This is a genomic window from Croceicoccus bisphenolivorans, assembly GCF_001634625.1.
Classification (GTDB): domain Bacteria; phylum Pseudomonadota; class Alphaproteobacteria; order Sphingomonadales; family Sphingomonadaceae; genus Croceicoccus; species Croceicoccus bisphenolivorans.
On record NZ_LRSE01000004.1, the window covers coordinates 70225 to 87619 of the forward strand.

A 17395-nucleotide genomic window follows, 5' to 3' on the forward strand; every position below is an offset into this window, starting at 1 on the left:
GCCCCTCTCAATCGATTTGGCAGGAATAGTGCGTCGGTACGGGCCTATAATCCGTTCAGCGCATCCATCGCGATTTCCAGCGAGCGATGCCGCGCGACGGGGTTGAAAGTCGATCCTGCCAGCACAACTTCGTCCGCCCCGGTGCGCGCGATCAGTGCCGCGATCGTTTCGCGCACATCATCGCGCGTGCCGATGGCACTGACCTTGCGCATCCCCTGCAGTCCGGCAAGGACATGGGGCGGCAGGCTGTCGCGATAACCGGGCACGGGCGGGGGCAGTCGGCCGGGGGTGCCGGTGCGCAGGGCGACGAACGACTGGTCCATCGAACTGGCGATCAGTTCCGCTTCCTCCCGCGTGTCGGCGGCAAAGCAATTGGCCGCGACCATGACGTGCGGTTTGTCGAGCGCATCCGACGGACGGAAGTTCTCGCGATAGACGGCCAGCGCCTCGTCCAGCGCGGCGGGTGCGAAGTGCGAGGCAAAGGCATAGGGCAGGCCAAGGTGCGCGGCCAGCTGCGCGCCGAACAGGCTGGAGCCGAGTAGCCAGATTTCCGGCGCGGCACCTGCGCCGGGGCAGGCCTGCAACGGCATGCGCGCATCGCCTGCGAACAGTGCCTGAAGCTCGATCACGTCGTTGGGGAAGCGCTCTGCAGCCGCATGCAGGTCCTTACGCAGCATCTGCCCGATGCGCGAATCGGCCCCCGGCGCGCGGCCCAGACCCAGATCGATGCGGCCCGGGAACAGCGCGTCCAGTGTGCCGAACTGTTCGGCAATCAACAGCGGGCTGTGGTTGGGCAGCATGATGCCGCCTGCCCCGATGCGGATCTTGCTTGTCGCATGGCCGATATGGGCAAGGCAGGTCGCCACCGCCGAACTTGCAATGCCGGGCATGCCGTGGTGTTCCGCGATCCAGTAACGGTGGAGGCGAAGGTCTTCGGAAAGCCTGGCCAGCTTTGCCGCTTCGTACAGCGCCTGCGAAACGGTGCCGCCTTCGACGACCGAGATAAAATCGAGGATCGAGAACTGCGTCATGCCGCCACCTCGCGCACCGTTGCCAGCAGCATCGCGACGTCGCTGTCGCGTGACAGGCGGTGGTCGCCATCCTTGATCAGGTGGATGCGCACGTCTTCGCTCGCCACGGCATCGGCCAGTTTCAGCGACAGTTCCCACGGCACGTCGGGGTCCTTCTGGCCGTGCAGCAGGCGCACGGGGCAGGTGATGGCGATGCCGTCGGTCAGCGCGGGTAGTGCCTTGGCATCATTATAGAACTTCGGGTGATAGGGCGTGGGATCGGGGCCGTAGATATTCTCTTCGAACCACACCTCACCGCGTTCCAGCGTGTCACGCTGTTCGTCCGAATAGCCCCAGTCCGTGAAACCGGGCGCAGCCGCAATGCCGACGATCGCGTGGACAGCCTCCGGCCCGCGGCGGGCCGCCAGTTCCAGCCCGACCAACAGCATCAGCCAACCGCCCATCGACGATCCTGCCAAAACGACGGGTTCGCCCGCGCCGACATGATCGATTAGTGCCAGCACCTCGTCCCGCCATTGCGACAGGGTGCCGTCGGCGAATTCGCCCTCGCTCTCGCCGCAGCCGGAATAGTCGAGCAGGAGGCAGGATTGTCCGCGCGCCATCGCGTCTGCCATCACGGCGGTCGCCTTGCCGCCCGCCATGTCGGACATGTAGCCGGGCAGGAACACGATCAGCGGGCCGGTTCCGGCAAAGTGGCGATAGGCGAGCGACAGGCCCGCGCTGGTGGTGAAACGGGCGATTTCGGGAAGCGTGGGTTCGGTCATGCCCGCCTATGTAGGTGGCGATCAGAAGATGTCGAATTCCTCGACGTCGGGATCGTTGGTGCATGCATCGCGGATCGCCGTATATTCCTGCTTGTTCAGCGCAGGCGTGTAGGCGTGGCCCTTCACCACGGCCTTGCGGAACATCTCCTCACGCTCCTTGGGCATCGGGTGGCTCGCGATCCAGCCCGCCCATTCCTGCCCCTCTCCGCCCGATTCCTCTTTCAGGTATTCGAAGAAATCCGCCGTGCCCTTGGGCGAGATGTTCGACCGTTCCAGCTGGCTTGCCGAAAAAGTATCCGCCTCCCGCTCCGCATCGCGCGAATAGCTCATCGCCGCGACGCCGAAGATGCCGCTGCCGATGTCGGAATTGATCCCGCCAAGCAGGACCGAAAGGCCGAACTGGCGCAGCAGGGCCTGCATCACGTGGCGTTCGCGGACATGGCCGATCTCGTGCCCGATCACGCCGGCCAGTTCATCGGGATTCTCCGATTCTTGTATCAGCCCGTCGAATACCAGCACTTGCCCGCCCGGCAATGCGACGGCGTTCACCATGTCGATATTGGCGATGCCGACGCGCGTGATCGGCCTGTCGGGATCGAGCCGTTCGACCAGTTTCTTCAGCGCCGCATCGCTTTCCGGCGTGTGGCACAGCCGGTTGCCCATATCGCCCAGCATCGCATCGCCGATCTTGCGTTCCCAGCTTGGCGGAACGCGCGGGCCAAGCCATGTCGGCGCGGTAAGAACGATCGCCAGCAGGGCGGCGCTGATGCCGGCGAAAAGCACCGCTGCCTTGGGCAGGCCCAGCCCGTCGATCCACTTGCCGAACTTCTGCCCGCCGGGCAGCCGCGCGGCCAGTGCATCCGGCACGGTGCCGGTAAAGGCGAGGCGGAAGCCGTCGTCCGCCTTGCGGGAATAGGACCCGTCCATAACCCCGCGCTCGACGAAGACAAGGTCTGCCAGCGGCACGTTGATCAAGGAGCCGTCGTGCCCGCGCAGGCGCAGATCATTGCCGCCGCTCCATTCGACGGTGCCTTCGTGGCGGCGGGCGGTCTGCCCGTCGTACCAGAATGCGGGGACGGATGCGTGTTCCATGCTTTAAATCGCGCCCATGTCGAACGCGTCCAGCAGCCCCTCGCCATGCTTGTCGCGGCGCGTGGTGGACTGGGTCAGATCATCGACGTTGATCTCGCCATAAGCCTGCATGTGGGTGACGAAGAACTTCCAGTGTCGATAGCCGAGGAAGACGAAGCCAAGACCCAGCGTCAGGACGAGAAGTGCCACGTCGCCAAGGCCCAGCTTGATCCAGTCCCACGTCTTGGCGTCGAATTCGAACTCCAGCCCGCCCAGTTCCATGTGACCGACAACGACGCGGAAAAACTTGGCGTAATAGGCCAGCCATACGAAGCCGAGCACGAAGTAGAAGAGAAGCGATGCGACGATGAAGGCCGCAAAGAAGCCAATCGACGGATTTTCAGGGTCAAAACCTCCGTCCCTCTGCAAGCCAAACGCCATCGCGGCGATGATCGCCACAATGCCGACGATGGCGATAAACGGGCTGAGATAGAACAGCATGTATCGCTTCATCAGCGGAGAGAAGTCAGCGCTGCAGCGAAATTCCATCGGTCCGAAGCTCATCGCCCGCCAGCGCTCGTTCCACAGGCTCACCATCGACCATGGCACGCCAAGGCCGAACGCTGCGTAACCGGCGATCGTCTTCCACATATACGACCAGCCGTACTTGAACCCCCGAACATCACTGCCGCCACGGATCCCGCGCCAGTTGGTGCGGCCTAGCCGATAGCGGATGGCGCGGAACCGGGCGACGCCCATCAGGTAGAAGATTGCCACCAGCGGCACGACGAACAGGATCGCGCCGATCACCTTCTCTCCGCGCAGGATCATTGCCTGACCGACTTGCGTGGCGATGAAATAGGGGATCAGGAACAGGGCCAGCACCAGCAGGCCGCCTACGAACAGCTCCTTGCCGGTGCCGGTCCATTCCAGCCGTTCGTCGATAAAGCGGGTGCGGCTCCACAGGTATTGCCGCTCCCGCGCCTTGGCCCAGAAGCGGTAGATGCCCAGCGTGACCACGATCAGCAGCAGGTTTGTGAACGCGATCGGCGCAAATTCGCGCCACGTGCCATGAAAGCCGAACGCCGACTGTTCTTCGGCGGGCGGGCTCCATCGATCGACCGACCCTGCGTTCGCGCTGTAATCGTCCATGCGGTGTGCGACCCCTGTGCAATGACCCCGCCTGCACGTTCCCCGCCGACGAAGGCGAAGTCAAGGCGGGGCCGATCGCGGCAGGTATTGCCATAGGCATATGAAGATTCCGTCACGCCGGAGCGTGGTGACTCGAAGAAAACTCCGTGCTACCGGCAGGGCCATGGCCATCACGCTGACCACGACGACCACTACCGCCACCGGGACTATCCCCGGGCGGTCGGTCGCGCGCTAGCCAGCTCGCCGCCGCCGCCCGATGGTTCGGGCAGGGCGGCGTCTCCTTTCCCGATCCGCAAACGCCAGACGCCTCTTTGCCTGCGCGCCGCCATGTGCCATGGCCCGCCCCGACGCCAAGTTCGAGATGAAAAGACGATGACGGAACTGTTGAAGATCAGCCTGCCCGACGGTTCGGTGCGAGAGATGGAGCCCGGCTCCACCCCGGCGGACGTTGCCGCCGCGATCGGCCCCGGCCTTGCCAAGGCAGCCATCGCCGCCAGGGTGGACGGCGAACTGGTGGACCTGTCGCGCCCCTTCACGGGCGATGCGCAGCTCGCTCTCGTCACCTCGCGCGACGAGGAAGAGGCGCTGGAACTTGCCCGCCACGACTATGCCCACGTTCTGGCAGAGGCGGTGCAGGCGCTGTGGCCCGGCACGCAGATCACGTTCGGCCCTGCCACCGACGACGGGTTCTACTACGACGTGATGGCGCCCGCCTCGCGTGAACCGTTCTCCATGGACGATCTCCCCGCCATCGAGGAAAAGATGCGCGAGATCATCGAGGCCGACAAGCCGCTCACCCGCGAGGTCTGGACCCGCCAGCAGCTGATCGACAAGTGGTCGTCCGAGGGCGAGACCTTCAAGGCCGAGTGGGCTGCCGAGCTGCCCGAGGGCGAGGAACTGACCGTTTATTGGTCGGGCAACGACTGGCTCGACATGTGCCGCGGCCCGCACCTGCCTTCGACGGGCAAGCTGGATCCGCAGGCCTTCAAGCTGATGCGCGTTGCCGGTGCCTACTGGCGCGGCGACCAGAAGAACGCGCAGCTGACGCGCATCTACGGCACTGGCTGGCTCAACAAGAAGCAGCTCGCCGCACACCTTACCCGTCTGGAAGAAGCTGCCAAGCGCGACCACCGCAAGCTGGGCCGCGAGATGGACCTGTTCCACCTTCAGGAAGAGGCGCACGGCAGCGTTTTCTGGCACCCGCACGGTTACGTGATCTGGCGCGAGCTGGAAGCCTACATGCGCCGCGCCATCGACGGTGCCGGCTATAACGAGGTGAAGACCCCGCAGGTCATGGACGCGCGCCAGTGGGAGCAGTCCGGCCACTGGGGCAAGTACCGCGAAAACATGTTCGTCATCCCCGACGAAGTGCCGAACGTGGAAGACGAAGGCGCGATCGTCAGCGGCGACGCCGACTGGATGGCGCTGAAGCCGATGAACTGCCCCGCGCACGTCCTGATCTTCCGCCAGGGGATCAAGTCGTACCGCGACCTGCCGCTGCGAATCTACGAAAACGGCTGCTGCCACCGCAACGAACCGCATGGCGCGCTGCACGGCCTGATGCGCGTGCGCCAGTTCACGCAGGACGATGCGCATATCTTCTGCCGCGAAGACCAGATCGTCGACGAGGTCCGCGCCTTCTGCGAACTGGCGGACCGGGTCTACAAGGACTTCGGCTTCACCTATTCGATCAAGCTCGCCCTGCGCCCTGAGAAGCGGTTCGGCAGCGATGCCGACTGGGACAAGGCCGAGGACGAACTGCGCAACGCGGTCATGGAAGCGGGCCTCGCTACGCAAGAATACGGCTGGGAAGAACTGCCCGGCGAAGGTGCGTTCTATGCGCCCAAGCTGGAATGGCACCTTACCGATGCCATCGGCCGCACCTGGCAGGTCGGCACGATCCAGTCGGACCGTGTCCTGCCCGAACGCCTCGACGCGACTTACGTGGGCGAGGATGGCAGCAAGCACCGCCCCGTCATGCTCCACCGCGCGATCTTCGGTTCTTACGAGCGTTTCATCGGCATCCTGATCGAACACTTTGCAGGCCGCCTGCCGGTCTGGCTCGCCCCGGTACAGGCCGTGGTCGCGACCATCGTGTCCGACGCCGACGGCTATGCGAACGAAGCGGTCGCCAAGCTGAAGGCCGCAGGCATTCGCGTCGACAGCGATCTTCGCAACGAGAAGATCAACTACAAGGTGCGCGAACATTCCCACGCCAAGGTCCCGCACCTGCTGGTTGTCGGCATGCGTGAGGCCGAGGAAGGCACCGTTGCCGTCCGCACGCTGGGCCAGCAGCACCAGAAGGTGATGACCCTCGACGAAGCGATCGAGATGCTCAAGACCGAGACTACCGCGCCAGACCTTCGGTGACGACGCGGCTGGCTATGGACGCGCCGTTGGTCATCCTGCCGGGCCTTATCTGCGGGCCTGACATGTTCGATAGCCAGCTTGCCGCTTTCCCCGGCGCGCGCGCGATCGGCGGGTTTTACGGCGGCGCGCGCACGATCGAGGCGATGGCCGATCATGTCATCGCTCAACTGCCCGGGCAGGTTTCGCTGCTTGGCCATTCAATGGGGGCTCGCATCGCGCTCGAAATCGTGCGCAAGGCGCCGGAGCGCGTCGCACGGCTGGCCCTCGTCGATACCGGTGTACATCCTGTTGCGGCGGGAGAGCGGGAGAAGCGCCTTGCCCTGCGCGACGTGGGTCGCCGCGAAGGCTTCGCCGCATTGGTCGACCGCTGGCTGCCGCCGATGATCGGCGCTTCCCATCGCGGAAACGACGTGCTTGTCGCAAGACTTCGCGCCATGTGCCTGACTGCGGGGCAGGACATCTTCGAGGCGCAGATAGATGCCTTGCTCGCGCGCCCCGCGCTGGACAATCTCTTGCCCGTTATCGCGTGTCCGACGGCTGTGATAGTCGGTGCCGAGGACGAATGGTCGCCCGTCGCGCAGCACGAGGATATCGCCAGGACCATTCCCGGCGCGACGCTTTGCGTGATCGAGGGTGCTGGCCACATGCTGCCGGCAGAGGAGCCGGCGTTGCTCAACCGCGCGATCGGGGAATGGCTGGCGCAGTCTGCCGGCTGATCAGACGGGCTTGGCCTTCGCCTTGCCCGGCTTGAGGCCGACCTGCTTGCAGGCCCACTTCCACAGTTCGTTGACCTCCAGCGCGGCCTTGCTTGCCGGATCGAGTTCGTGCGCCACTTCACCATCGCCGGACGAGTGGTGGAAGGCTGCGCGTTCCCCGAAACTGACCGGACAGATCTGCAGGCCCAGCCCTTCGGCCTTTGCCTTGGCATCGTCGATCATCTTCGTCGCGCGGGCGGGCACGCCGTTCATCAGCACGAAACCGGGCTTGCCGATGAAGTTGAGCATTTCCGCCGTCGCTTCCAGCGCGTGGAGATCGAAGGCACGGGGGCGGCTGGGCACGATGACCAGATCGGCCGTCTTGATCGCTTCGCGCGCGGCGGCATCGGCATGGGGCGGAGTGTCGATTACAACCAGTTCCACCCCGGCCTTCACTTGCTTTTCCACGACCTTGGCAAGGCGCGCGGGCGGGCTGGTCACGACTTCGGGCAGGAAATCCCCACGCCAGTCGGCCCATGCGGCGGCCGTCGCCTGCGGATCGGTATCGACCACGATCGTCTTCTTCCCCGCATAGGCACCGGCAGTGGCGAGATGGAGCGCGAGGGTTGTCTTGCCCGATCCGCCCTTCTGGCTGACGATGGCAACAGTCGGCATTCGGCAAATTCCCTCATCCACTGGCCGTTCGAGGCCATATCCGGCGCTATCCTACGCCGGTTTCGTGGCCGAGGAAAGAAAATTGCTGCAGGTGCGAAGAAAGTATGGTGCAGGTGCGAGATTCGGGCCGGAAATCAGGCTTCCACCTCGAAAGCCTCGATCTTCCATTCCTCTTCCTCCGCGCCCGCGATCCACTGCTGCATCCAGTCGTGCTCCCACATGGCTTCCATGTAGGCCTGCGCGAAACCGGGGACGCCGATGCCATAAGTGATGAAGCGGCTGACGACCGGCGCGTAGAATATGTCGGCAGCGCTGTAGGTGCCGAACAGGAACGGCCCGCCGTGGCCGAAGCGGCTGCGCGCTTCTGCCCAAAGGGAGAGGATGCGGATGATATTGGCCTTCGCCTCGTCCGGAATCGCGTGCCCTTCTATCCGGCGGCGTACGTTCATCGGCATCGCGCGGCGCAGCGGCAGGTAGCTGGAATGCATTTCCGCCACCATCGAACGGCACAACCCGCGCGCGACCGGATCCTTGGGCCAGAACCGGTTGCGCCCGTTTTCTCCGCCGATCTTGTCGGCAAGGTGTTCCAGAATCGCGAGGCTGTCCCAGATCACGACATCGCCGTCCCACAGGATCGGCACCTTGCCGGACGAGGGTTGGACATCGTCCCAGTCGCGCTTGGCGTTTTCCCATTCCTCGCCGCTGATATTGACGGTGATTTCCTCGAACGAGAGGCCGGACTGCTTGGCCGCAAGCCAGCCGCGCAGCGACCAGCTGGAATAGTTGCGGTTGCCGATGATCAGTTTCATGAAAACGCCCTGTTACCTGAACGGCAGGCCTAGCGGTCCGGCTTCGCCCTGTCGAGCGGGAAGCAGGACCGGGATGTTCAGCCGAGCCCGGCAAGCCGCAGGACCGTTTCGGCCCGCACGAGGTATGGCCGGTCCAGCATGCCGCCCTTGTACCCGATCGCGCCGACGCCGGGGTTGGCGGCGAACAGGTCCACGATTTCGCGCGCCGTGGCGATTTCTTCCTCGCTGGGGGTGAACGCCTCGTTGATGATTTCGACTTGCGCGGGATGGATGGCAAGCATGCCGCGATAGCCTTGTGACCTGACGCGGGCGGCGCGATCGCGCAGCCCATCCAAATCTCGGAAATCGCCGTGAATCGTGTCGACCGGAACAGCACCGGCCTTGGTCGCGCCCAACAGGCACAGGCTGCGCGCCAGTTCGAAGGTAGGCTCGTAGTTCCCGTCAGGGCCGCGGTTGGTGCTGGCCCCGATGTCGGCGGCAAGGTCTTCGGCGCCCCATGTCATGGCGACAAGACGGGGAAGGCCGGCATAATCGCCGGTGGTAAACATCGCTTCGGCCACTTCGGTGACGAGCGCGATGACCTTTGTCGAAGCTTGCTCGATGCCGTTCGCCGCTTCCAGCGCCGTCAGGTAATGGTCCAGCCGTTCGACATCGTGCCGTCCGCGGGCCTTGGGCAGCATGATCCCGCCGGGGCGCCCCGGCATGATCGCGGCAAGGTCGTCCACCGCGAAGGGGCCGTCCACGGGATTGATGCGGATCCAGATGCGTTCGTGCCCGCTTTCCCGCCCTTGCAGGAATTCGCGCACCATCGTGCGGGCCGCGTCCTTGCGATCGACGGTAACGGCATCCTCAAGGTCGAGCAGGGCGATGTCGGCGGGTCCGTCCACGCATTTTTCCATCTTCCGTTCGCTGTCACCGGGCGCGAACAGCCACGAACGCATCGCAAGCGGTGTTTCCGTCATTTTCAATCGTTCCTCCCTGAAAGCCGCAACCGGCCCTGTGCGGGAAACCGGTGCTAGGTTTGCGCGCCGTGCGCAAGCCCCGCAGGCGAAATCGGCATGTGGCCTGTGACGGGAATGCGTGCCTTGCGAAGCGCCGAGAAAAGGGCAAGAAGCGCGCCGATGAGCCTGATTACGCCCTTTCTGGAACGCGCGCTGGCGAAAAAGCGGGAGGCGGGCCTGCTGCGCACGCTGCGCCCCGCCTCCATGTCGCCGGGCGGCAGGATCGTGCGCGACGGGCGCGAATATGTCGATTTTTCCAGCAACGACTACCTCGGCCTCGCGCTTCGTCCCGAACTGGTGGAACGCTCGCGCGAATGGGCTGCGCGCCATGGCACGGGATCGGGCGCATCGCGGCTGGTGACGGGCACGCACGAAGCGCACCTCGCGCTTGAGGCGAAGATTGCTGCGTTCAAGGGGACGGAGGCCGCACTGCTGTTCGCCTCCGGCTGGCAGGCGAATGCGGCGGTAATCCCCGCGCTGGTGGCCGCGATGCCCGGCGTGCAGGTCTTTGCCGATAGGTTGAACCACAATTCGATGCACGCAGGGATGGCGGCATCGGGCGTGCGCCAGCACCGCTTTGCGCATAACGATCTCGACGCGCTGGACGCGATGCTGGAACGGCATGGCGATGCGCCGGCCCGCCTGATCCTGACCGAAAGCGTGTTCAGCATGGATGGGGACCGTGCCGATCTTGCCCGACTGGCCGAAATCGCGCGGCGGCGCGATGCCATCCTCTATGTGGACGAGGCGCATGCGACGGGCGTGCTCGGCCCCGGCGGGGCGGGACTCTCCGCCACGGTTCGGGGCGGGATCGACGTGGTGATGGGCACGTTCAGCAAGGCGATGGGCAGCTTCGGCGCCTATGTCGCCGGTTCCCGCCTGCTGTGCGACTATCTGGTCAATGCCAGCGGCGGCTTCATCTATTCCACCGCGCCGCCCCCTGCTGTGCTGGGCGCGATCGATGCGGCATTGGACCTTGTGCCGCACATGGATGCGGAGCGTGCGACCCTGGCCGCGCTTGGCGACAGGCTACGCAGCGGGCTGGGCGCGGCCGGTTTCGATGTCGCCGGATCGACAACGCAGATCGTGCCCGCGATCATCGGGGAGGCTGACGACGCGATGGCGCTGAGCGAGCGGCTGGCGCAGGCGGGCATGATCGCATCGGCCATCCGTCCGCCGACCGTGCCTGCCGGAACCAGCCGCCTGCGCATCGCATTGCGCGCAACCCATTCGCAGGGCGATGTCGATGCACTTCTTGCGGCGATCGGCAACGCCCCGTGCCGCTGACGCTGCTTTTTCTGCACGGCTGGGGTTTCGATTCCGGCATCTGGGGCGACGTTGCGGAGAGGTTGGGGATGTTCAGCCATGCCTTTGCCGAACGCGGCTATTTCGGGCCGCCGGCTGACTTGTCCGTGGAAGGGCCGGTGGTTGCCGTGGCTCACAGTTTCGGCACCATGCGCGCCCTTGCCGACTTGCCGGAGCAGTGCCTTGCCATCGTGGCCATAAACGGGTTCGACCGGTTCGCCGCCGACGATACCTTTCCCGGCGTACCGGCCCGCGTGGTGGACCGGATGCGCCATCGCTTTGCCGACGATCCGGCCCGGACCCTTGCGGATTTTCGCAGCCGCTGCGGCGCGGAAGGGGCAGCGAGCGACATTGCAGGGACCGCGCTTGCGAAAGATCTCGACGCTCTGGCGAAAGATGACCGAGGGCGCGAGGCATCGCAATTCGCAGGGCCGATCCTGTCCCTGCAAGGCGATGCCGACCCCATCATGCCCCCCGCCATGCGCGATGCGGCCTTTGCCGGCGCACGAGAGGTGGAGCGACTGACGGTTGCAGGCGGCGGGCACTTGCTGCCCCTGACGCACCCGGACCATTGCGCGGGGATGGTTCGCTCGATAGTGGATCGCGTGAAATGAATGTTGCGCATCGCCAACGGATCGGTCGTGCCTTCGGCTCCGCCGCCGGATACGATGACCACGCCCATATCCAGCGCAAGGTGGCCGAACGGCTGGCGAACCGGATCGCCGCCCTGTCGCTACCGGAAAACCCGCGCATCCTTGAAATCGGGTGTGGAACGGGCTTCCTGACCCGTGCGCTCGCCGACAGGGGCCTGCGCGGCGATTGGCTGGTGACGGACATCTCGCCCGACATGGTCGACCGCTGCCGGACCTTGCTGGGCGAGGACGGGGGGCGCCGTTTCGCGGTGCTGGACGGCGAGCACGGGATTGCCGCCGGCAGCGGCTACGACCTCATCTGTTCCAGCCTTGCGATGCAGTGGTTCGACAATCAGCGCGCCGCGCTTGGCCGGATGCTGGCCGCGCTTGCGCCGGGCGGCCATTGCCTGTTCACGACACTTTCTTCCGGCACGTTCGCTGAATGGCGTGATGCGCACCGTGCAGTGGGCCTGTTCGCCGGCACGCCGCGGTTCGCGCCGGTGGCGGCGCTGGCCGCGATGCATCCCGATGCCTACGAACGAACGCTGGTCGAACGGCTGGTGGAGCACCATGGCAACGCGATGGAGTTCCTGCGATCGTTGAAGTCGATCGGCGCGCATACCCCTGCCAGCAATCACCGCCCGCTGTCGCCGTCGGAACTGCGCCGGGTGATGGCCGCGTTCGAGGCAAGCGGATCGGCGGTGACTTACGAAGTCGTGACGTGCCATTACCGGAGGCCGGAATGAGCGCAGGCGACAAACCCGCACCGAAGATCGTCGTCACCGGTACCGATACCGACATCGGCAAGACCGTGTTTGCCGCCGCGCTGACGGGCGCGCTGGGCGCAACCTACTGGAAGCCGGTGCAGGCAGGGCGCGACGATGCCGGGCGCGGTGACAGCGACCGCGTGGCCGAACTCGCCGGTGCCCGCACGCTGCCCTCTGCCCACGATCTGGCCACACCCGCATCGCCGCACATCGCGGCGGAAATCGACGGCATCGAGATCGATCCGGCTAAGCTGGCGGTTCCAGAAGTCGACGGCCCGCTGGTGATCGAAGGGGCGGGCGGGGTTCTGGTGCCGATCAACCGGCGCTGGCTGTTTGCCGACCAGTTCGCCCGCTGGCAGCTGCCGGTCGTTCTCGTCGCGCGCACGGCGCTTGGCACGATCAACCATTCGCTGCTCTCGATAGAAGCGCTGCGCACGCGCGGCGTCCCGATTCTCGGTGTCGCCTTCGTGGGTGATGCGGTGGAGGACAGCGAAGCGATCATTGCCGACCTCGGTCAGGTCAAACGGCTCGGACGGTTGCCGCTGATCGACCCGCTGGACGCGGATGCACTGGCGCGGGCCTTTGCCGACAACTTCGAAACAGCAGACTTTTGCCCATGACCTCGCCTGTTTGGCACCCTTTTACCCAGCACGGCCTGCAGGAACCGATCCCGCTGGTCGAGCGGGGTGAGGGCGCTTTCCTCTATACGGCGGACGGGCGGCGGATCATCGATGCGATCTCGTCATGGTGGGTCACGACGCACGGCCATGCCCACCCGCGCATCATGGCCGCAATCCGCGAACAGACCGAGAAGCTGGATCAGGTCATCTTTGCCGGATGGACGCACGAACCGGCCGAAACACTGGCGCTGGGCCTGCGCGCGATCATGCCGGATGCGCTGACCCGCGTGTTCTTCTCCGACTCCGGCTCCACCAGTGTGGAGGTCGCGCTGAAGATGGCGCTCGGCTACTGGATGGCCCGCGATGAAGCGCGCGACCGGATCATCGTGATGGAGCATTCCTATCACGGGGATACCATCGGCACGATGTCGGTGGGCGAACGCGGGGTGTTCAACCGCGCTTACGAACCGCTGCTGTTCGATGTGACGCGCGTGCCATTCCCCGCCGCGGGGTGCGAGCAGGCCACATTCGATGCGCTGGAGGCTGCCTGCGACAGCCGCGCCGCGGCCTTCATCGTCGAGCCGCTGGTTCTCGGCGCAGGTGGCATGATGATGTATCCGCCAGAAGTTCTGGCCGGGATGCGGGCGATCTGCGCCAAGGCGGGCGTCCTGTTCATCGCGGACGAGGTCATGACCGGTTGGGGCCGCACCGGCACTTTGCTGGCCTGCGAACAGGCCGGGGTCGTGCCCGATATCCTCTGCCTGTCGAAGGGGCTTACCGGCGGGGCGATGCCGCTTGCCGTCACGATGGCGAGCGAGCCTGTGTTCGAGGCGCATTACAGCACCGACCGGTCGAAGATGTTCTTCCACTCTTCCAGCTATACCGCCAACCCGATCGCCTGCGCAGCGGCAGTCGCGAACCTTGCGATCTGGCACGACGAGCCGGTGATGGAACGCGTAACCGCGCTGGCGGCCGCGCAACAGCGTCATCTGGACCGGCTGGCCGCCACGCACGACATTCGCAACGTGCGCCGGTGCGGGACCATCGCTGCTTTCGATTGCGCGGGCGGCGAGGGTTATCTTTCCGATTTCGCGCCGCGCCTGCTGGCCCGTTTCCGCGAGGCCGGCGTGCTGCTGCGTCCGCTGGGCGATACGGTCTACGTCATGCCGCCCTATTGCATCGATACCCCCACGCTGGACGAGGTCTGGTCGGTCATCGCCGACGCCATCGCCTGACCGTTTTGCCCCTAGGGACCGGACGCGCGGTTCACAGGGGCGGTTCAACCTGATAGGGCGACCCATCGCAACTTCCGAAAGGCGCAAGGGAACCGGCAGTTCGGCCGGCAGGACAGGCAAGGACAGATCTTTTTTCGTAACCGAAGCAATCGGCTGGGCGCCAATAGCGCCAGCGGGCCGGGCATGCAGGGGGCATGTGACCGGCCGATCTTCTCCATGCGTGTTCTCGCTGCGAAGATCCTTCTCGCCTGCGCGCTGTGCGCGCCCATGGCGGCCCATGCGGCCCCCGCATTCACGGATCCCGGACCGGTAACCAGCGACAGCGGGCAGGTCGCCGTTGCGTGGACGGGCGGGGACGAGGTTCTCCTGACCCTCACCAAGGACGGCGAAGCGGCCCGCGACATCTATCGCGGCAGCGGCGATACGCTGTTCCTTTCCGGCCTTGCCGAAGGCGACTACCGGCTGGACCTCACCGGTGCAGACGGGGCGCAGGCCCAGCCGCTCGTCGTCGAAGTCAGGCACCAGTCGCTGACGCAGGCGCTGTTGCTGGCGGCAATCGGCGCCATCGTTTTCCTGTTGACTGTCGGCGCGATCCTGCGGGGTGCGCGCGATGACTGAGAGCAAGGTCTTTCTTGATCCCACCGTGGGCTGGATCCTGCTGGCCGCGTTCAGCGCCTTGTGGATCGGCCTTGGCATATACTGGGGCCGCCGGAACAAGAGTTTCGAGGATCACGCCCTTGCCGGTCGCAACGTCGGCCTTGCGCTGGGCACGGCGACGGCGGCGGCAACGTGGATCACGTCCAATACCACGATGCTCGCGCCGCAATTCGCGCTGCAACTCGGCATCTGGGGCATGCTGGCTTACTCCACGGCTGCATTCGGCCTGATGCTGTTCGCCCCGATGGCAAAGCGCATCCGCCAGTTGATGCCGAACGGTTATACCAGCGGGGACTTCTTCCGCTTGCGTTACGGCCGCGTCGCCTGGGCGATCTTCCTTGTCTTCACACTGTTCTATTCGCTGACATGGCTGGTTTCCATGGCGATGGCGGGCGGCATCCTGCTGGAGGCGCTGGCCGGCATCGACTATGTCTGGGGGATGAGCGTCATCCTTGGCGTCTGCGTCATCTACACGATGCGTGGCGGGCTGACGGCGGTGATCGGGACGGACTTCATCCAGTCGCTCGTCATCATCGTGGGCATCGCTGTCACCGGTTTTGCCGTGCTGCAAAACGTGTCGGTGGCTGAAATCCACGCGAACCTCACCGCGACGAAGCCAGCGCTGCTCGACGTGCTGTTTCCCGCAGCGATCATGGCGATCTTCAACAACCTGCTCTTCGGTCTGGGCGAGGTGTTCCACAACAACGTGTGGTGGAGCCGCGCCTTTGCCTTTCGCGACAGCGTTGCCTCCAAGGCTTTCCTGTTGGGCGGGCTGGTCTGGCTGCCGATCCCGGTCGCCGCCGGTTTCATCGCGCTGGCATCCGGCGCATTGGGCGTTGCCGTGCCCAGTGCCGACATGGTGGGGCCGCTGGTTGTTGCCGAAGTATTGGGAACGATGGGGGCAGTCGCCATTTTCATCGTCGTGTTCTGTTCACTCGCCTCCAGTATCGACAGCCTCCTCGCCGCCACATCGGACCTCGTGACAGAGGATATCTGGCGCCGCCTGATGCATCCGCAGGCCAGTGTGGAGACGCTGAAGAAAGCGGCGCAGTGGATCACGCTGGGCCTTGGCCTGCTGACATGGCTGGTCTGCCTGCCGCGCATCGGCACGCTGGCAACGGTTCTGTTTTTCGCCGGGCCGCTGGTCGGATCGATGATCTGGCCGATCGTCGCCGGGCTCTATTGGCGCCGAGCGAATACCGCCGGCGCGGTCGGCGCGATGGTGCTGGGTGCAGGTGTCGGACTTTTCTGCTACTTTGCCATCGGCTGGTACGTCGCGACGCTGATCGCAACGGCCGTTTCGATGATCTGGGTGCTGGGTGCCACCGCGTTGGGCAAGAGCCGGTTCGACTGGACCGTTCTCAAGGAGGACGCATGACCTTTTCCCCGGGATTCCTCGAAGTGCTGATCTACGGATCGCTCGTCTGGTGTGCGGTTTCGGGCATCGGCCTTGCCGTCATGCTGCTGCGTGACGGAAAATCGGGAGAGATCTGGTGAACGCCATCCTTCCCGCAAGCCAGGTCGATCACACCGCCGATCCGCTGCGCAAGTCCGGCCGGCTGGGCAATTGCCCCGATCCGCAAAAGCTGATCGAACAGTCGCCCAAGCTGGACCTTGAACAGCTGGACCGGTTGCACGACGCCTCGATCCTGTCTGCAGCGCAGTTCGACCTGCCGCTTTTGCGAGAGGTGGCGAAGCTTGCCGCCTACATGCAATTGCGCAAGTTCGAGGCTGGCCGCGCGCTGGAGGACAAGATCCTTGCCGCTGCCTTCTTCGAACCCAGCACGCGCACGCGCCTCAGCTTCGAAAGCGCGATGCTGCATGTTGGCGGCAAGACGCTGTCGGTGGCCGATGCCAAGACCACCGGCGTCGCCAAGGGCGAATCGATGCGCGACATCGGGCAGATGTTCAATTCCTATGCCGATGTCGTGGTCATGCGGCACACGGCGCAGGAATCGGTGCAGGACTTGTGCGAATACCTGCGCATCCCGCTGATCAACGGCGGCAACGGATCGGATGAACACCCGACGCAGGCGCTGGCCGACTGGTACGCGCTGATGAAGTGGCGGCCCGAACTGGCATTCGGCAAGTTGCCGGAAAAGTTCCGCCTGAACCTCGGCATTATCGGCACGCCTGGAAACATGCGTACGGTGAAAAGCTTCCTCACCCTTGCGCTGCTGTTCCATGAAAATATCAATCACATCACGATATTTTCGGAAATGGCCGATCCGCTGGGTGACGAAATCCGCGAGATGACGAACGGCAGCCCGATCGGGATCGATTTCTCGCGCAATCTGGAACAGAGCCTCGAGTATCTCGACGTAGTCTACATGAACGCCATCGCGTTCCTTGGCGATGGCTACCGCTTTTTCGGCGATTCGTTCTCTTTGTCGAAGGAACGCCAGTTGAAGCCGGACACGGTGATCCTGCATCCGCTGGCGCGCGGTGACGAGCTGTCCACCGATCTCGATGATACGCAGCACAACCTATACTTCAATCAGGCGGACGGCGCGGTCTGGATGCGTCAGGCGCTCCTGCTCGCCATTTTCGGGCGCGTGCGCAATGTCGTGCCCAGAGAGTTCATCGCCTGAATCTCCGCCTGAATTCATTG

General features: G+C 64.8%; 18 protein-coding genes. 11 read left to right on the plus strand and 7 right to left on the minus strand.

Annotated elements, in window-relative coordinates; genetic code table 11:
• Nucleotides 1-44: 44 nt before the first annotated feature.
• From A7A77_RS05170 to A7A77_RS05185, 4 genes are read right to left on the minus strand one after another with little or no spacing between them, the layout of a single operon-like run.
• Complete coding sequence (locus A7A77_RS05170) at nucleotides 45-1031, minus strand: LLM class flavin-dependent oxidoreductase (RefSeq protein WP_066554741.1); 987 nt, start codon at nucleotides 1029-1031, stop codon at nucleotides 45-47.
• The gene (locus A7A77_RS05175; protein ID WP_066554743.1) at nucleotides 1028-1795 is read right to left on the minus strand and encodes an alpha/beta fold hydrolase; all 768 of its coding nucleotides are present in this window, start codon (nucleotides 1793-1795) and stop codon (nucleotides 1028-1030) included. The genes A7A77_RS05170 and A7A77_RS05175 overlap by 4 nt, the downstream gene beginning before the upstream one ends.
• Nucleotides 1796-1816: 21 nt before the next feature.
• Complete coding sequence (locus A7A77_RS05180) at nucleotides 1817-2887, minus strand: M48 family metallopeptidase (protein WP_066554745.1); 1071 nt, start codon at nucleotides 2885-2887, stop codon at nucleotides 1817-1819.
• Nucleotides 2888-2890: 3 nt separating this feature from the next.
• Nucleotides 2891-4018, minus strand: coding sequence for a YjgN family protein (locus A7A77_RS05185; protein WP_066554748.1), 1128 nt, complete (start codon nucleotides 4016-4018; stop codon nucleotides 2891-2893).
• 372 nt (nucleotides 4019-4390) lie between these two features.
• On the opposite strand from A7A77_RS05185, the gene thrS reads away from it, so the two are divergent.
• Together thrS and A7A77_RS05195 are read left to right on the plus strand one after the other, a co-directional pair.
• Nucleotides 4391-6388 carry a threonine--tRNA ligase gene (gene thrS / locus A7A77_RS05190; RefSeq protein WP_066554751.1) on the plus strand — a complete coding sequence of 666 codons (1998 nt, stop codon included), beginning with the start codon at nucleotides 4391-4393 and terminating at the stop codon, nucleotides 6386-6388.
• Between the two features lie 14 nt (nucleotides 6389-6402).
• Nucleotides 6403-7104 (plus strand): alpha/beta fold hydrolase, encoded by a 702-nt coding sequence (locus A7A77_RS05195; protein ID WP_066554753.1) that lies wholly within the window; start codon nucleotides 6403-6405, stop codon nucleotides 7102-7104.
• Here the strand turns inward: A7A77_RS05195 and A7A77_RS05200 are convergent, their stop codons facing one another.
• From A7A77_RS05200 to A7A77_RS05210, 3 genes are all read right to left on the minus strand, one after another.
• Nucleotides 7105-7758: a ParA family protein gene (locus tag A7A77_RS05200; protein ID WP_066554755.1), complete on the minus strand. Its 654-nt coding sequence runs from the start codon at nucleotides 7756-7758 to the stop codon at nucleotides 7105-7107.
• Nucleotides 7759-7892: 134 nt separating this feature from the next.
• Nucleotides 7893-8567 (minus strand): glutathione S-transferase family protein, encoded by a 675-nt coding sequence (locus A7A77_RS05205; protein ID WP_066554758.1) that lies wholly within the window; start codon nucleotides 8565-8567, stop codon nucleotides 7893-7895.
• A gap of 77 nt (nucleotides 8568-8644) precedes the next feature.
• Nucleotides 8645-9529 carry an HpcH/HpaI aldolase/citrate lyase family protein gene (locus A7A77_RS05210; RefSeq protein ID WP_066554760.1) on the minus strand — a complete coding sequence of 295 codons (885 nt, stop codon included), beginning with the start codon at nucleotides 9527-9529 and terminating at the stop codon, nucleotides 8645-8647.
• A 159-nt stretch (nucleotides 9530-9688) separates the two neighbouring features.
• Between A7A77_RS05210 and bioF the strand changes: the two genes are divergently transcribed.
• The 9 genes from bioF to A7A77_RS05250 all read left to right on the plus strand — a co-directional run bounded on the left by bioF (nucleotide 9689) and on the right by A7A77_RS05250 (nucleotide 17375).
• On the plus strand, nucleotides 9689-10855 hold the full coding sequence (gene bioF / locus A7A77_RS05215) for an 8-amino-7-oxononanoate synthase (protein WP_066554763.1): 1167 nt from the start codon (nucleotides 9689-9691) through the stop codon (nucleotides 10853-10855).
• The gene (locus A7A77_RS05220) at nucleotides 10846-11487 is read left to right on the plus strand and encodes an alpha/beta fold hydrolase (protein WP_082835931.1); all 642 of its coding nucleotides are present in this window, start codon (nucleotides 10846-10848) and stop codon (nucleotides 11485-11487) included. Before bioF ends, A7A77_RS05220 begins: the two co-directional genes overlap by 10 nt.
• Nucleotides 11484-12251: a methyltransferase domain-containing protein gene (locus A7A77_RS05225; RefSeq protein WP_066554766.1), complete on the plus strand. Its 768-nt coding sequence runs from the start codon at nucleotides 11484-11486 to the stop codon at nucleotides 12249-12251. Before A7A77_RS05220 ends, A7A77_RS05225 begins: the two co-directional genes overlap by 4 nt.
• Nucleotides 12248-12892: a dethiobiotin synthase gene (gene bioD / locus A7A77_RS05230; protein ID WP_066554769.1), complete on the plus strand. Its 645-nt coding sequence runs from the start codon at nucleotides 12248-12250 to the stop codon at nucleotides 12890-12892. Before A7A77_RS05225 ends, bioD begins: the two co-directional genes overlap by 4 nt.
• Entirely contained in the window at nucleotides 12889-14127 is a 1239-nt protein-coding gene (locus tag A7A77_RS05235) for an adenosylmethionine--8-amino-7-oxononanoate transaminase (RefSeq protein ID WP_066554776.1), read from the plus strand. The genes bioD and A7A77_RS05235 overlap by 4 nt, the downstream gene beginning before the upstream one ends.
• A 183-nt stretch (nucleotides 14128-14310) precedes the next feature.
• Nucleotides 14311-14745, plus strand: a complete 435-nt coding sequence (locus A7A77_RS05240) for a hypothetical protein (RefSeq protein WP_156500437.1) — start codon at nucleotides 14311-14313, stop codon at nucleotides 14743-14745.
• A complete protein-coding gene (locus tag A7A77_RS05245) occupies nucleotides 14738-16162 on the plus strand; it encodes a sodium:solute symporter family transporter (RefSeq protein ID WP_066554792.1) in 1425 nt (474 codons plus the stop codon). The genes A7A77_RS05240 and A7A77_RS05245 overlap by 8 nt, the downstream gene beginning before the upstream one ends.
• Complete coding sequence (locus A7A77_RS18450; RefSeq protein ID WP_281179986.1) at nucleotides 16159-16281, plus strand: hypothetical protein; 123 nt, start codon at nucleotides 16159-16161, stop codon at nucleotides 16279-16281. The genes A7A77_RS05245 and A7A77_RS18450 overlap by 4 nt, the downstream gene beginning before the upstream one ends.
• Nucleotides 16278-17375, plus strand: a complete 1098-nt coding sequence (locus tag A7A77_RS05250) for an aspartate/ornithine carbamoyltransferase family protein (RefSeq protein ID WP_245638399.1) — start codon at nucleotides 16278-16280, stop codon at nucleotides 17373-17375. Before A7A77_RS18450 ends, A7A77_RS05250 begins: the two co-directional genes overlap by 4 nt.
• The last annotated feature ends 20 nt before the right edge of the window (nucleotides 17376-17395 follow it).